Source organism: Burkholderia sp. FERM BP-3421 (assembly GCF_028657905.1).
GTDB lineage: Bacteria > Pseudomonadota > Gammaproteobacteria > Burkholderiales > Burkholderiaceae > Burkholderia.
The window spans coordinates 972629-988540 of the sequence record NZ_CP117781.1; the positions used below are offsets into that span (position 1 = coordinate 972629).

The window sequence follows — 15912 nt, forward strand, 5'->3', positions numbered from 1 at the left end:
TGGTGTCGCTCACCGGTCGCCTCCGCGCGTGTCGACCGAGACGACGGTGGACAGCCCCGGCCGCAGGATGCCGAGCACGCCGTCCTGCGCGTCGAGCGCGATCCGCACCGGCACGCGCTGCACGATCCGCGTGAAGTTGCCGGTCGCGTTCTGCGGCGGGATCACGCTGAACACCGCGCCCGTCGCGGGCGCGAGCAGGTGCACGCGGCCGCTGAAGCATTTCGACGACTGCACGTCGGCGCAGACCTTCGCCGACTGGCCCGGCTTCATGTGCGTGAGCTGGTCTTCCTTGAAGTTCGCGTCGACCCACAGGCCGTTCGCGGCGACCACCGACATCAGCTGCGTGCCGGGCGTCACATAGCTGCCGAGATGCGCCGAGCGATTGCCGACATAGCCGTCCATCGGCGCGCGCAACTCGGTGTAGCCGACGTTGAGCTGCGCGGTGCGCAGCGCCGCGCTCGATTGCAGCAGCGCGGCGTCGGCGCCGGCGATCTTGCCGTCGAGCACGGCGACCTGCTGGCGCGCCTCGCGCTGGCGGGCGTTGGCCGCGTCGAGCTGCGCCCTGGCCTGCTTGAGCGCCGCGTTCGAGCGTTCCTCGGCCTGGCGGGTGCCGGCTTCGGTGACGACCAGCTTGCGATAGCGCGCCGCGTCGGTTTCCGCGAACGCGAGCGATGCAGCCTTCTCGGTCACGTCGGCGCCGGCCTGGTCGATCACGGCCTGCTGGAGCGCACGCTGCGCGACGAGCTGCACGCGCGCGGCGCGCATGGCTTCCTCATTGGCCTTCGCCGCGTCGAGCTGCGCCGAGTAGTCGCTCTGCTGGAGCCGCAGCAGCGGCTGGCCGGCGCGCACCCGCTGGTTGTCCTCGACCAGCAGCTCCGACACGTAGCCGGCGACGTGCGGGGAGATGACCGTGATGTTGCCGCCGACATAGGCGTCGTCGGTCGTCTCGATGAAACGGGCGTGCAGCCACCAGTAGACGCCGTAGGCGATCAGCAGCCCCCCCAGCACGATGATGACCGGCAAGACCAGCTTGCGTTTGCGCGCCGGCTTGTCGCCGTCGACGCCCTGGATGACCTGCGTGTCCGAACGGGTTTCGCTCACCACTTACCTCTCCTATGCTTGGCAATCTGGGTTCCGGCGGACGCCGCCGTCGACGCGCCTTCGGCCGGCGCGCCCGGCTGGGCGCGCCGGCGGGGAAGGGGGACGTGCCGCGATGCGGACGCGCGCACCCCGTCCGCGCAAGCGGCGCGGCGGTCGTTCCGGTACGCGGACCTACCTCGGTTTTAATATTATGGTGATCATGTAATAAAGGCTTGTCAAGCGTCGCCGCGCGGGCGACGCCGTCCGGGCCGGCGCTCACGCGGCGCCGGCCCGGAGGCTGGGCCGCCTACCTACCAGGTGGCCAGCAGGGAGTCGACGCCGCGCAGCGCGTTGTTGCGGCGATACGGCAGCGCGTCGAGGTTGGTGATGTGCAGGTTCGGCAGGCGCGCGTAGATGGTTTCGAGCGCGGCGGCGATTTCGAGGGTCGCAAGCCGTGCGCCGAGACAGTAATGCAGACCGTTGCCGAACGACAGCGGGCGCACGCCCTCGCGATCGATGTTGAGCGTATTGGGATCCTCGAATTGCTGCGGGTCGCGGTTCGCGCCGCCGAGACAGACGCAGATCAGGTCGCCGCGCTTGAGCGCGTAGCCGTCGATCTCGATGTCCTCGAGCGCGACGCGCTGCGCGATCTGCACCGAGCTGTCGAAGCGCAGGCATTCGTTGACGACGTTCGGCATCAGCGACGGGTCGGCCTTCACGCGCTCGCGCTGCTCGGGATGGCGCTGCAGCGCGATCAGCGAGTTGCCGATCATGTTCTCGGTGGTCTCGTGGCCCGCCACGAACAGGAAGCACAGGTTCGCGACGATTTCGTCGTCCGTCAGGCGCTCGCCGTTCTCCTCGGCGAGGATCATCTGCGAGATCAGGTCGTCGCCCGGATGCTTGCGGCGCTCCGCGAGCACGCGCGCGAAATAGGCCTCGAGCTGCAGCGCCGACTGCTTCGATTCCTCGAGCTGCTCCGCATTCAGCGGAGTGACGTTGAGCGCGCCCGCCGCCTTGTCGGCGGCTTTCTTGAACATCGCGCCGTCCGACAGCGGCACGTCGAGGATGGTGCAGATCGTCTGCATCGGCAGCACGAACGCGAAGCCGCTGACGAGGTCGCCCTGCGGCTCGCGGGCGAGCTTGTCGACGAGCTGGTTCGAGATCGCGTACGACGCCTCGCGGAACTTCTCGATCTGGCGCGCGTTGAACGACTTCATGATCAGGGCGCGCAGGTGCGTGTGCTTCGGCGGGTTGAGGCCCGGCAGCATCGCGCGGAAGGTGCGGAACGGCGGCTGGTCGATCACGCCTTCACCGTAGCGGGCCTTGACCGCCTCGACGATGCCCTTGCCGAAGCGGCGGTCGAGCAGCAGCTTCTCGCCGAACGCGTAGTGGGAGGTCGCGTACAGCCGCGGCGCGAGCTGCACGAGCAGCGCCTCGTCGCGCATCGCGTCGAGGACGGGGTAGGGATTGTCGAGGTAGGCCGGGGTCGAAAGGTCGCTGTATTGCATGGTGTTGAATCCTGTAGGGTGGGAAGGGGCGCGCGGGCGCGCTCAGATCGAGACCATCTCGAAGTCGCTCTTCGGCACGTCGCATTCCGGGCAGCGCCATTCGCCCGGAATGTCTTCCCAACGCGTGCCCGGCTGGATGCCGGCTTTCGGATCGCCGGTTTCCTCGTCGTAGATGTAGCCGCAGATCAGACACATCCAGGTGCGGTACTCGATTGCAATGTCGGACATCGTGCAGTTCTCCGGATTAACTTTCGAGCGCGGCTTCCGCGCTCGGGCATTCGATGCTCTGGTTCAGTTGCTTGCGCAGCTTGTTCAGGTCCTTGATCGACAGCAGCGGGCGGTCGAGCAGGAGCGACAGGTTGTGCAGGATGCGGTCGGCCACCTTGCCTTCCCAGTCGCGGTCGAAGTGGATCTGCTTGTCGAGCCAGTGGCCCAGCCACTCGGGGTCGGGCAGCCGGCTCTGCACCGTGTCGTTCGGGAACAGCGCGCGGTTCACGTGCAGGTTGGTCGGATGAATCGCCTTCGCCGAGCGGTTGCCGCTCGCCATCAGCGTGCCGATCTTCGCGAACGCGCGGCGCGCCTCGTCGCCGTAGCGCTCCAGCGCGCGCCGCATGTACTTCAGGTAGGCGGCCGCATGGCGCGCCTCGTCCCGCGAGATCAGTTCGTAGATCTGGCGGATCACCGGTTCCGTGTGCCAGTGCGCGGCGCACCGATACCAGTGATTGAGCCGGATCTCGCCGCCGAAATGCAGCGTCAGCGTCTCCAGCGCGGGCGCCGGATCGAACGGGAAGCGCACCGCGTGCAGCTCGTCCTCGCTCGGCGCGAGGTCGGGGCGGAAGCGCCGCAGGTACTCGATCAGCACGAGCGAGTGCTTCTGCTCCTCGTAGAACCAGATCGACATGAACGCGGAGAAGTCGCTGTCGTGCTGGTTGTCGCGCAGGAACATCTCGGTCGCCGGCAGCGCGGCCCACTCCGTGATCGCGTTCATCTTGATCGACAGCGCCTGCTCGTCGGAGAGACGCTTGCGATCGAAGCGGTCCCAGGCGACGTCGTGCTGCATGTTCCAGCGCGCGCGTTCGAGGCTTTGGTACAACTCGGGATAGAGCATCATCGAAATCTCCCTGCGGCGCTAGGCGCCAGTCGCGGCGTGCACGGCCTGATCCGCGTCGGCCGTCAGGAACTGCGTCACGCGCCGGATCACGCCCGCGTCCGACAGGATGCGCACGTGTCCGACCTTCTCGACCCGCTCGAACACGACGCCCGGCAGCGCCGCGACGATGTTTTCCGATTCGCAGATCGGCACGACGTCGTCGTTCGGGCCGTGCATCACCAGCATCCGCGCGGCGAGCCCGCGGCCCAGCACGCCGATGTCCCAGTGCTGCGGCGGCACGCCGTTGCGGCTGTGCAGCTCCGCGTACAGCGCGCGCATCACGGGCGGCGTCAGCTGCAGGAAATCGTTCGACCAGCGATCGATCACGGCGGGCAGCGTGCACGGCGGCGCGAGCATCACGAGACCGGCCGCGCTCGCCGGGCCGAGTTCCGCGAGCGCGCCGGTCGAGGCGATCGACCCGAGCGAGTGCGCGACGATGGCGTGCACGCCGCCGAGCGAGCGGATCGCACCCTTCACCGCGTCCTTGAAGGCCGTCATCGTGGTCACGGTGCCGGGCGACACGCCGTGCGCGGGCGCATCGAACGCGGCGACCCGGAAGCCGGCCTTCTGCAGCCACGGCACGAACGAGAACATCGTCGCGCTGTCGGCGCCCCAGCCGTGCACCAGCAGCACGGTGCGCTCGCCCTTGCCCCATACGTGGCCGTGCTTGACGCCCGCGACGCCCTCGATCTCGAAGCGGCGCGCGCCGAGCGGCGTCATGTCCTTCGGCGGCGTCTTGCGGAACGTGCGCGTGTAGCCGAACAGGTCGGTCGCCCGCCGCGCGGCGGCGGCGGACGACACCACGCTCAGCGCGTCGACGTAGCCCTTGACGAGCCGCTTGCGGAACGGCATCGGCGGCGCGGCGGGCTGCGCCAGGGCGCCGGGAAGAGATTGCTCGGAAGTATTGGACATCGCTGCTTCTCCTGCGTGAAGGACGTCAGATCGCGGTGTCGGCGCGCGGCGGCGTCGGCGCGGCGGGGGTCGCGACCGCCTCGAACGACTGGTAGTAGCCGTGCACCGGGTCGTACAGGTGGCAGGAACGAATCACCTTCCATACCTCGCCCCAGGTGAACGTCTTCTGCCGGATCGCGCCCGGGTACTTGCGCTTGAGCGCCTCGCGCGCCTTCGGCAGGTTGTAGAACGGGATGACCGGCACGACATGGTGGGCGGCGTGCACCGAGATGTTGTGCGTGAAGAAGTGCAGCCACTTCGGGTACTCGTAGTCGGTCGTCATCATCAGCCGGCTGCCGTTCAGGGTCCAGTGCTCGCGGGTGAGGAACGGCATGTCGTCGGCGATGTGATGCATCATCGTCGTCGTGCTGAACCACGCGTGAATGCCGAGCCACGGGCCGAGGAAGTACAGCAGGAAGCCTTGCCAGCCGGTGAAGTAGATCAGCGCGGGCAGGTAGATCGCGGCGAACAGCACGGTCACCACGATCGAGCGTCGCACGTCGTTGCGCGCCTCCAGCTTCGGGAACATGCCGGGACGGAAGCCCGAATGGCGCTGGTAGTTGACGGTGCCGAGCCAGAACAGCCAGCTGCGCGTGCTGCGATACACGAACTTTTCCCACAGCCCCATGCGCCGGTACTGCTCGGGCAACACCGGGCGCCAGTCGGTATCCATCTCCAGGCTGTTGGTGTTCGCGTGATGCAGGTTGTGCATGTGACGCCAGCCGTGGAACGGATACAGCAGCGGGAACAGCGCGATCTGGCCGAGCATGAAGTTGAAGCGGCGGCTCTTCGAGAACGAGTTGTGCCCGCAATCGTGCGCGATGCAGAACAGCCCCCAGCCGCCCAGCCCCGCCGCGAGCCAGAGTGGGATGTAGAGCGACCAGTGCGGCGCGTAGTGGACGCCGACGACCGCGCCGACGTAAAGCGCGGCGCTCGCGAAGAAGCCGAGCAGTCCGCGCGCGAGGCGCGGTTCGTACAGCTCGCGCGGGATCGCGTCGGCCAGGCGCTCGTGGTCGAGCGTCTTGAGCGAGTCGACGAACTCGCGGAAGCCCTGCGTCTGCTGCTGCGGTAGTTTGATGGTTGCCATCGTATAGGCTCCTTTGCCGTGCGGGCTACGCCTTCACTTCGCTCGACGCGAGATCGGTGGCCAGGTAATGCGCGAGATCGTCGATGTTCTGGTGTTCGAACAGCAGCGCCGGGGACAGGCGCTGTTCGAGCAGCTTCTCCAGGTCGCCCGCGACCTGCAGCGCGACGAGCGAATCGAGGCCGTAGGACTCGAAGGTGCGCGCGGTCTCGATCTGCGCGGCCGGTACGTTGATCTGTTTCGCCAGCCGCTCGACGAGCCACTGGCGGATGCCGGCTTCCGTCAGCGGGGCGGCCGAACGCTTTTCCTCGGTGAAGCCGATCTTGTTGAACAGGCTCGAAATGAACGCCATGATGTGTACTCCAACGTCAGGGTTGAGAAAACGAATCGAAATGACGACCGAGGTTCAGGTCGCGTTGCGCGCGCGCAGGCGGTCGATGACTTCCCGGCTCGGCGAGCGCAACTCCCAGACGATGCCGAGCTTGCCCAGCAGCGTCAGAACCCAGCCCGACAGGTCGGGCTCCCACCACCGCACGCCATGCCGGTACCAGGCCGGGAATGCGTGGTGGTTGTTCTGCAGACCTTCGCCGAAGGTCAGGAACGCGACGATCCAGTTGTTGGTGCTGTGATCGCGGTTGTCGAATGGCCGGCTGCCGTAGCGATGGCAGATCGAGCCGACGCACCAGGCGAACTGGTTGGCGAGGAACATGCGCGCGAAGCCGCCGAACAGCAGGCCCGACAGCGCGCCGGTCCAGCTCGACGTCACGAGGCCGCCGATCGCGGCGGGCGTCAGCAGGCCGAGCACGACCCAGTAGAAGTAGGTGCGGTTGAAGAACAGCAGGGTGCGGTCCTTGAGGATGTCCTGCGCGAAATAGCTCCAGCTCGACATGTCGGGCGCCATCATCCACGGCATGTGCGCGTGCCAGAGGCCGCGCAGGCGTTCGGCGCGGCTGTCGCCGAGCAGGTTCGGCGAATGCGGATCGCCCGGCTTGTCGCTGTAGGTGTGATGGCGGCGATGCGTGGTGACCCAGAACAGGATCGGGCCCTGCGCGGCCATCGAGCCGCAGACCAGGATCAGCGCGCGGAACACCGACGAGGTCTTGAACGCGCGATGCGCGAGGAAGCGGTGATAGCCGATCGATACGCCGGCCATGTGCAGCACGTACATGACGCCGAACAGCCCGGCGTCGAGCCAGGTCGCGAGCCCCAGGTGCCACATCCACGCGGCGCCCAGCGAGCCGGCGAACGGAATCGCCATCACGCCGAACGCGGTGCGCGCCTTGATGCGGGCGCCGCGCGCGTCGAGCTGGTTGACGCCGCGCACGGGCGTGGGCTGGTCGCCGGCGGTGGCTGGCGGACTGCTGAAGTCGAGCGGGTTCATCGAGGGCTCTCCGGATGGCGGACGATGGAGCGGCGGGGGCGGAATGTCATGACTGCGTGGCCCGGTTCGCGGGGCGTTCGGGACGACGCACGTCCCAGACGAGGCCGAACAGCGCGAGCAGGTCGATCAGCGCGCCCGACGGATCGATCTGCCAGAAATGCTGGCTGGTGCGGGCGAGCGCGGGAAATGCGTGGTGGTTGTTGTGCCAGCCGCCGCCGACCGCCGGCAGGGCGAGCCAGAACACGTTGCGGCTCTGGTCGCGCGTGGTGTTCGGATGCGGCCCGAAGCTGTGGGCGAACGAATTGATGGCCCAGGTCGACTGGTCGACCAGGAAGATCCGCATCAGGCCGCCCCACAGGAAGCCCATCAGCGCCGAGTAGGCGGTGCCGCCGATCAGCCAGCCGGCCGCGGTCGGGATCGCGAGGCCGACCGCGATCCACACGAAGTAGAACTGGTTGAGCTTGACGACCAGGCGGTTGCGCAGCAGGTCGGGCGTGAACGTGCTCCAGTTCTGCCGGCGCAGCGTGAACAGCCAGCCCACGTGCGCATGCCAGATCCCGCGCAGGCGGCCCTTGAAGTCGTCGCCGTGCAGGCGCGGCGAATGCGGGTCGCCTTCCTTGTCGGTGAAGGCGTGGTGCATCCGGTGGGTCGCGGCCCAGAACAGCACCGGGCCCTGCGCGGCCATCGAGCCGAAGATCGCGAACAGCGACGTGACGATCGGGCCGGCCTTGAACGCCTGGTGCGAGAAGAAGCGGTGCAGGCCCGCCTCGACGCCGAGCGCGGTGCACACGTACATCGCGGCGAGCAGCCCGAGTTCGAGCCGGCCGATGCCGTGGAAGCAGGCGAGCACCACCGCCGCGACCGCGCCGGCGGCCGGGATGCCGACGGTCAGGTAGGCGAGGCGGCGTTCCGAGGCGCCGGTGCGGTCCGCGATCGCGGACGGTTGGGATGACGCGTGTTGGGTCTGGGTATCCATGATGTCCTTGTCCGCGTCAGGTGCGGGCGTGGGGGTAGCTGGCCAGCGCTTCGGCAAGCAGCGCCTGGCGGGTCGCATAGCGCTGGATCTTGCCGCTCGTCGTCAACGGGATCGCGCCCGTCGGCGCGAAATGGATCACGTGCGGCGCCGCGCCGAGGTGCAGCGTCACGCGCTCGACGATCGCGTCGCGCAGCGAATGCAGCTCGTCGGACGTCACGCGCTCGCCACGGCGCAGCTCGGCGACCACGGCGATCTGTTCGCTCGCGCCGGTGTCGATCGAGAACGCCGCGACGCCGTTGGGCCGGATCCTCGCATCGGTTTCCTGCACGAGTTGTTCGATGTCCTGCGGGTACAGGTTGCGACCCGCGTGGATGATCAGATCCTTGATCCGGCCGGTGACGAACAGCTCGCCGTCGCGCAGGAAGCCGAGGTCGCCCGTGCGCAGGTAGCGGTCCGGCGAGCCGGGCAGCGTCGCGTGGAAAGTTTCGCGGCTGCGTTCGGTCTGGTTCCAGTAGCCGACGCCGATGTTCGGGCCGCTGAACCAGATCTCGCCGATCGCGCCGTCGGGCAGCGCGCGGCCGTCCGCCGGGTCGACGATGCGCAGGTCGTGTCCGGGCGCGGCGATGCCGCAGCCGGCCAGCGTCTGCGCGCGCGGATGATCGTCCGGGACGTCGAGCGCGGCGCCGTGCGCGAGGCGTTCCTGGTCGACGCTCGTGAAGATCGGCGCGGCGCCGTCGGGCTTGCCGGACACGAACACGGTTGCTTCCGCGAGCCCGTAGCAGGGGCCGAACGCGGCGGCGCGAAAGCCGCGCGACCCGAAGCGCGCCGCGAAGCGCTCGAAGGTGCGCAGCCGCACCGGCTCCGCGCCGCAGTAGATCGCCTCGACGGTCGACAGATCGAGGGTCGCCAATTCAGCGTCGTCTATCGTGTCGCAGCAGAGATCGAAGGCGAAGTTCGGCGCGATGGTGGTCGTCACCCGGTAGCGCGACACGGCGGCGAGCCAGCGGTAGGGGCGCTGCACGAAATGCCCCGGCGACAGGATCACGGTGGGGAAGCCTTCGTAGATCGGCTGCAGGATGCCGCCCATCAGGCCCATGTCGTGATACGGCGGCAGCCAGGTGCAGCCGACCCGCGCGCGCGGCCCGCCCATCCAGCGGCTCGCGCAGTGGCAGTTGCTGAGCAGGTTGTCGTGCGTGAGCATCACGCCCTTCGGGGCGGACGTCGATCCCGAGGTGTACTGCAGCAGCGCGAGGCTCTCCGGATCGAGCCGGGGCAGGTCGTCCGCGCCACTGGGCGATTTGTATGTATATGCATTGTTATGACCGAGAAGAAACGGGTCGACATCCGTCCAGGCGTCTTCCGGGAGCGTGTCCGGCAGCAGGGCCAGCACGCGCTCGCGCAGCTTCGAGAAACGGCCATTGGTCAGGATGATGTCGGCTTGCGCGTCCTGCGCGATCGACGCGAGGCGGCCGAGCGCACGCGTGCCGACGGGCGGGAACGAAGGGACCGCGACGGCGCCTGCCATCAGTACGCCGAATAGTGCGGCGACGTAGTCGATGCCGGCCTCGAACAGCATCAGCACACGTTTGCCGACCGATTCCCGCGCGCTCAGGTGATGCGCCACCGCGAGCGCCTGGCGATACAGATCGCCGTAGCTGATCTCGCGCACCTCGTTCTCGCCATCCACGAGGTGAATGAAGGCGATCTGCCCGGGCCGCTCGGCGGCCTGCAGGCGCAACACGTCGACCATCGTCGCAACCGGGTAGCGCTCGAGCGTGGCGGGCGCGCCGTGACGCCGCTGCGTCGGGGCCGACGCGGAGATCCGCGCGGTTCCGGAATCGGTTTCGGATATTGTCATGTCGCCATCCTTTCTTCAGTAACGCGTTGTCTGCCGGTGTTTGAAACACACGCGGCCCGGAGCACTGGCATTAAAGAAAACGACCGTTCTGTTCGATTTCTTTAAGCGAACATAAAAAAGCGCGATAACATGCCATTCCCGATTTACGTAGAATTACGTAAATGCCAGGAAAATATTTGTTTTCCGATTATTACAACGAATGCAGACCGTCAATACGCCGGCCTGTTGAAACTCGGCGTCAAGCAGATAACGGCACTCCCCGCGCCCGGCGCACGAGACGCGGGGCGACAAGGCAAGACGAGCCGTGGGCATCCGGCGGCGAGCCGGCGTCCAAGGATGATGCCGATGTGTTGCAGCGAGCGACGACTACTGGAGAAGCGAGTACCACCGGCCCAGGCACAAGGGCTGGTGGCTATGGGGAGACACGGACGAGCGTCCGGCAAGGTCGCGCCTAACACTGGACGCGTCCTGGCAAGTAACGATGCCAGGTATCACGTCAGCCTCTTCCACGTGCCAGACGGGAATTGGAACGTACCCTGCACTCATTGCGGCCCTCGGTGACTCTTTTCATGTATATGCACGGATATTTATTCAGAGAAAAATTAAAGTCAAGTGTATTTTTTAAGTAGCTGCCGTTTCGTGAAGATGTGAAGCATTACGGCAGGGTTCAGTTCGCGGCGCTGTTCTGACTCAAACCATTCTCTGGGTGGCGCGATTTTAATGGATATGTAAGCGTAAGACAAACTGAATGTTTGTTCTCTAATTTCGAAAATGCCCGGGGAGATATGGAGGAGGCGACATGTCGGGGAGAGGGCGGGGGGCTTTTGAGGGACGGAAAGCACGACCGGATTCTCATGGAGGGTCGGTAGGAATCCGGAGCAAAAAGCTGGATGTCTCGCCGAGGGATTCGGGTTGGAAGCGCATGTCGTGTTCATCCCTGGCGATGCGAGACCGGTGCGGATGCATGCCGTCGGTCGGGACGAAAGGGGGCGAGGCGAGGAGGCGCTTTCGCGGCGAATTGGTCGAGATGGTTGCGCGGGCATCGAGCCGCTTGCGTTCCGCAGCCGTCGCCGGCGATGCATGTGACGTGTTTTGTCGATTGCGGTATGGAGGAGGCATCGATCGAACAAGCGCGATGCGGCGAACGGGAAGGAAGGCGGAGCGTTATCGCGCGCGATGTGCTGACCGTGATCGACTGTGCTGTACTCGAAGCACGTGTTCGGCGAGCGATCGTGTTGCATCGGACATTGCCTCGATGTATCTCGCATGGGGCTGATCTGCCCGATCCGTTTCGGGAACGGCGTGAATGACCCGATCGATACCATGACCTTGCTCGGTCGACGCGATGGCTTCCATCCGGTCGGTCGCGGGCAAGAGCGAATGCGCGATGTCATATCGTTGGAAAACCCGCGATATTCCCGTATTTCACGGCGCCCGGACACATCAAACGGAGTACTGAATCAATATCCGGATTGGTTTTGCCGACGATTTTCCCGTAACGGATGTTCCGGATGGCGACCATTGGCTGCTGCTGCGCGTTCTCGCTGTCGAGTCATTCGCTGGGTGCGCGCTTCGCAGACATGTCGACCACGGAACGCGCGATCCGGACCGCATGCACGAGATCGGTCTCGCGTTCGTCGAGGCGTATCTCGCGACTGTGGTGTGCGTCGGCGACGGACAGTTGGAGAAGACGCGGCACGCTCGGCGCTAACGGAAACGCGCAGCGATCGCCGCGAAATTTTCCCCGTCGTAGTTGACGTGCGTGTCGCGTCGTCGCCCATCCTTGGAAGGAGGCGACGGCGATTGCCCGGCCTGCCTGCGCGCCTGCGGCGGCACGGAGTCGGATGCGGACAGTGTGTGATCCGGCAGTGAAGATAAGCGGTGGGGCGATGCGATCGTTCGGATGCCACGCCCTCGGAATCGGAGGCGAGACGGGATATCGGCGCGTCACTCGATGAGGTGCCCCGGTCGAACGCATCCGCGCACACGATCCCGGCATCGATATCGATCGAGCGTTCCGAAGCGGGTTGCACGGCGATCGTGCATGACGCCCGACCCGCGCATCGTTTCGCAGCAAGGAGCGGCATGGCGGCGCAGCGTGCAGCCGCCGCGATACGAGCAGGGAAGGGATCGGCCAACGGCAGCTATTCTTTACCAACACATTACGCAGTCCGGATAAAAAACCGCCGTTCACCAAACGGAAATAATAAAAAGATTCCATCCTCGTTTTTCGGAAATTCTGAAAAAGACAATACTTTTTTGGGTAGAGCATTCTCTCCACGCATAGATTGCACTGCCGCAAAAAAAGTGTCACGGCACAGGTTCGAGCGCGCTTTTTCGATGCCTGTCCCGTCCCGCCGATATCCGCGGAAATCCCTTGTCGAACAAGGAACATAGCGCCGCACAAGGCTCCGCGCGCGATCCGCTCTGCCCGATATCGCCCAGCACGCGCCACTCGCGCATTCAAGCGGGGAATGTGTGCATCGCAACAATCCATTTCAATCCGTCCGTCCCGAACGGTATGGTGAACACACGTTCGATATTCATTGAGCGATGCGAACAAACCGAGGGAAACCGTTCTCCATGAAACCTGTTCATACCGCATCCGCAAGCGACCAACCCGCCCAGGGTGCGGCCGCGCGCGCAGCCGACGCGGGCTTGCGTCTGCCCGGGCGGCTGGTCGGGCCGATCGTGCTGGGCACGCTGTTGAACGCGCTGAACTCGTCGATGATCGCGGTCGCGCTGGTCAGCATCCAGCAGACCTTCGCGCCGGGCGCGCGCTTCGACACCATGTGGCTCGTCTCCGGCCTCTATCTCGCGACCGCGGTCGGCCAGCCGACGATGGGTCGTCTCGCGGATCGCTTCGGCGCGAAGCGGATGTTCTGCATCGGTCTCGCGATCGTGCTCGCCGCCTCGGTGCTCGCGCCGTTCGCGCCGTCGCTGGGCGCGCTCGTCGCCGCGCGCATCGCGCTCGGGATCGGCACGTCCGCCGCGTATCCGGCCGGCATGGCGCTGATCCGCGCGTGGTCGCAGCGGCATGCGAACGGCGCGACGCCCACGGGCGGGCTCGGCGCGATCTCGATCGCCGCGCAGGTGGCGGTCGCCTTCGGTCCGCCGCTCGGCGGCGCGCTCGTGCAATGCGCCGGATGGCGCGCGATCTTCTGGATCAACGTGCCGATCGTGCTCGCCTCGTTCGTGACGGCCGCGCGCTGGCTGCCCGCCGATCCGCCGTACCAGGGCGCGCAGGCGCGCCGCACGTTGGGCGGCACGCTCAAGGAGCTGGACGTGCCGGGCCTCGTGCTGTTCGTGCTGACGCTCACGGGCCTGCTGCTGTTCCTGCAGACCGTGGCGCACCGGCCGAACTGGCTGCTGCTCGGCGCGACGGCGCTGCTCGCGCCGCTGCTCGTGCAGTGGGAGCGGCAGGCGGCGACGCCGTTCATCGACGTGCGGATGCTCGCGGAAAACCGCCCGCTGCTCGGCACCTACCTGCGTTGCGTCGGCACCTATGCCGTGTTCTACGCGATCTTCTACGCACTGCCGATGTGGTTGCAGGAGGCGCGCGGGTTGTCCGCCGCGAACGCGGGCCTCGCCATGCTGCCGATCGCCGCGCTCGGCACCGTGACCACCTTCGTCGCGACCCGCATCGCGCATCGCCACGGTCCGCGCCCGGTGCTGATCGTCGGTTCCGCGCTGCTGTGCATCGGCAGCGTCGTGATGAGTTGCTTCACGAGCAGCCTGCCGATCGCGGCCGTCGTGCTGCTCTCGATCGTGTTCGGCGTGCCGAACGGTTTCAACAACCTCGGCAATCAGGCGACGCTGTACCAGAGCGCGCCGCACGACCGGATCGGCGCCGCGTCGGGGTTGTATCGCACCGCGCAATACGTCGGCGGCAGCCTGTCGTTCGCGCTGGTCGGCGTCGCGCTCGGCCACCCGGCGAGCGACCGGGGCCTGCGCGAACTCGCGATCGTCCTGGCCGCGATCAGCGTGGTGCTGTTGCTCAATGCGGCGTCGAGCCGTCATATCGGCGCCGTGGTTCCTTCCATCCAACAACAGAAGTGAGGTGTTTGCATGTCCATTCCGACGCTCAACCGCACGGTCGCCCTGGTGGCCATCGATCTGCAGAACGGCATCGTGTCGCTGCCCGTCACGCCGTACACCGGCGCCCAGGTGGTCGCGAAGACCGTCGAGCTGGCGCAGGCGTTCCGCGCGCAGCAACTGCCGGTGATCTACGTGCACACGAGCTACCGGCCTGACGGCGGCGTGGCGCTGAAGGTCCGCACCGACGCGCCGTCGTCGCCGCCGAATCTCGATCCCGAATGGAGCGCGTTCGCGCCGGCCCTCGGCGTCGGCCCGAACGATCTCGTGGTCACCAAGCATCAGTGGGGGCGCGTTCACCGGCACCGATCTCGACGTGCAGCTGCGCCGCCGTGGCATCACCGACATCGTGCTGACCGGCATCGCGACCAACATCGGCGTCGAATCGACGGCGCGCCAGGCTTATGAAAACAACTACAACGTCGTCGTCGTCAGCGACGCGGTGAGCACGTCGTCGAGCGACGCGCAGAACTTCGCGCTGACGCAGATCTTCCCGAAGCTCGGGCAGGTCGCCGCGGCGAGCGACGTGGAGGCGGCACTGGAACAGGCGTTCTCACGCTGACCGGCGCGCGCCGCCGGCGCACCCGGAAGACACGCTTATAACCCGAGGGATGACAATGATTTCGACAGATGCATGGGTCCTGTACGCGGGACCGGAGACGGGCCGCAAGGCCGCGCCCGTGGCAGGCGAACTGCAACGCGAGACGTTCCGCTTCGACGAGCTTGGCCGCCGACGAGGTGCTGGTCGAGCCGCTGTACGGCTCGTGGGAGGCGAACCTCGATCACGCGCTGTCGCGCAATCCGGTCGATATTTGCCGGCAGCGCCGCGAGGACAAGATCGTGCTCGGCAACGGCGCGCTGGTGCGCGTGCTCGAACGCGGCGGCGCGGTGCATTCGCTCCAGGAAGGCGAGATCTGCATGGTGATGCCGTTCGGCAAGCGCGATGAGAACGGCTTCGCGGAACTGGTCTACGCCTACGATGCGCCGGGCACGATCGGCGTGATGGCGCGTCGCACCAAGATGCGCGCCGACAATCTCGTGCCGGTGCCGTCCGACAGCCGCCACTCGCTGCTGCAATGGGCGACCTACGGCCGCTACTTCACCGCCTGGGACAACTGGAAGGTCGCGTCGGCATGCTGGCGCTCGCAGCTGCCCGACGTCGATCCGGCCGACTACCTGGTGTTCGGCTGGGGCGGCGGCACCACGCTCGCGGAGCTGCAACTCGCCAAGCGCGAAGGCTTCCGCGTCGCGATGACGGCGAGCAACGACAAGCGTCTCGATGAGCTGACGAAGCTCGGCATCACGGCGGTCGATCGCCGCAAATTCCCGCATCTGAGCTTTGACGACGAGCGCTATCGCACGGATCCGGAATACCAGGCGAACTATCGCGAGTCGGAAAAGGTGTTCGCGGACACGATCAACGAACTGAGCGGCGGACGCGGCGTCGCGATCTTCCTCGACAACCTGGGCGGCGCGCTGTACCGCGCGACGATGCGCGTGATCGGCCGCACCGGGATCGTCGCGACGGTCGGCTGGAAGACCGGGATGCGGCTGTGGAACCTGCGCGCGACCGAGTGCATCAACCGCCGTCTGCACATCCACACGCACGCCTGGCGCTATGACGACAGCATCACGATCCGCGATTTCCAGGAATCGACCGGCTGGATCGGGCAGGAGCCGACCGAGATCTTCGATTTCGACGAGGTGCCGAAGCTGGCGTCCGACTACCTGAACGGGAAGATCCAGACGTACTTCCCGATCTATCGGATCAACGAGGTCTGATCACCGGCTCGCGCGCCGCGTCGAATCCACATCCGATCATTCAGTGA

11 protein-coding genes and 2 pseudogenes are annotated in these 15912 nt (G+C 66.5%); 3 read left to right on the forward strand and 10 right to left on the reverse strand.

Features of this window, described 5'->3' with window-relative positions:
• Positions 1-9: 9 nt before the first annotated feature.
• From Bsp3421_RS07360 to Bsp3421_RS07405, 10 genes are all read right to left on the reverse strand, one after another.
• Positions 10-1101, reverse strand: coding sequence for an HlyD family secretion protein (locus tag Bsp3421_RS07360; protein WP_273997696.1), 1092 nt, complete (start codon positions 1099-1101; stop codon positions 10-12).
• A gap of 290 nt (positions 1102-1391) precedes the next feature.
• Positions 1392-2588, reverse strand: a complete 1197-nt coding sequence (locus Bsp3421_RS07365; protein WP_273997697.1) for a cytochrome P450 — start codon at positions 2586-2588, stop codon at positions 1392-1394.
• A 42-nt stretch (positions 2589-2630) separates the two neighbouring features.
• On the reverse strand, positions 2631-2816 hold the full coding sequence (locus Bsp3421_RS07370) for a rubredoxin (RefSeq protein WP_252985893.1): 186 nt from the start codon (positions 2814-2816) through the stop codon (positions 2631-2633).
• A gap of 16 nt (positions 2817-2832) precedes the next feature.
• Positions 2833-3705 carry an acyl-ACP desaturase gene (locus Bsp3421_RS07375; RefSeq protein WP_273998307.1) on the reverse strand — a complete coding sequence of 291 codons (873 nt, stop codon included), beginning with the start codon at positions 3703-3705 and terminating at the stop codon, positions 2833-2835.
• A 12-nt stretch (positions 3706-3717) separates the two neighbouring features.
• Positions 3718-4650, reverse strand: a complete 933-nt coding sequence (locus Bsp3421_RS07380; RefSeq protein ID WP_273997698.1) for an alpha/beta fold hydrolase — start codon at positions 4648-4650, stop codon at positions 3718-3720.
• A 25-nt stretch (positions 4651-4675) separates the two neighbouring features.
• On the reverse strand, positions 4676-5776 hold the full coding sequence (locus tag Bsp3421_RS07385) for a fatty acid desaturase (protein ID WP_273997699.1): 1101 nt from the start codon (positions 5774-5776) through the stop codon (positions 4676-4678).
• Positions 5777-5801: 25 nt separating this feature from the next.
• On the reverse strand, positions 5802-6125 hold the full coding sequence (locus Bsp3421_RS07390; RefSeq protein WP_273997700.1) for an acyl carrier protein: 324 nt from the start codon (positions 6123-6125) through the stop codon (positions 5802-5804).
• A 54-nt stretch (positions 6126-6179) separates the two neighbouring features.
• The gene (locus tag Bsp3421_RS07395) at positions 6180-7154 is read right to left on the reverse strand and encodes an acyl-CoA desaturase (RefSeq protein WP_273997701.1); all 975 of its coding nucleotides are present in this window, start codon (positions 7152-7154) and stop codon (positions 6180-6182) included.
• 46 nt (positions 7155-7200) lie between these two features.
• Positions 7201-8130 (reverse strand): acyl-CoA desaturase, encoded by a 930-nt coding sequence (locus tag Bsp3421_RS07400; protein ID WP_273997702.1) that lies wholly within the window; start codon positions 8128-8130, stop codon positions 7201-7203.
• Positions 8131-8146: 16 nt separating this feature from the next.
• Positions 8147-9988 (reverse strand): fatty acyl-AMP ligase, encoded by a 1842-nt coding sequence (locus Bsp3421_RS07405; RefSeq protein WP_273997703.1) that lies wholly within the window; start codon positions 9986-9988, stop codon positions 8147-8149.
• A gap of 2583 nt (positions 9989-12571) precedes the next feature.
• On the opposite strand from Bsp3421_RS07405, the gene Bsp3421_RS07410 reads away from it, so the two are divergent.
• The 3 genes and pseudogenes from Bsp3421_RS07410 to Bsp3421_RS07420 all read left to right on the forward strand — a co-directional run bounded on the left by Bsp3421_RS07410 (position 12572) and on the right by Bsp3421_RS07420 (position 15865).
• Positions 12572-14047: an MFS transporter gene (locus Bsp3421_RS07410; protein ID WP_273997704.1), complete on the forward strand. Its 1476-nt coding sequence runs from the start codon at positions 12572-12574 to the stop codon at positions 14045-14047.
• 9 nt (positions 14048-14056) lie between these two features.
• A pseudogene (locus Bsp3421_RS07415) lies at positions 14057-14645 on the forward strand (hydrolase).
• Between the two features lie 55 nt (positions 14646-14700).
• A pseudogene (locus Bsp3421_RS07420) lies at positions 14701-15865 on the forward strand (zinc-binding alcohol dehydrogenase family protein).
• Positions 15866-15912 lie beyond the last annotated feature (47 nt).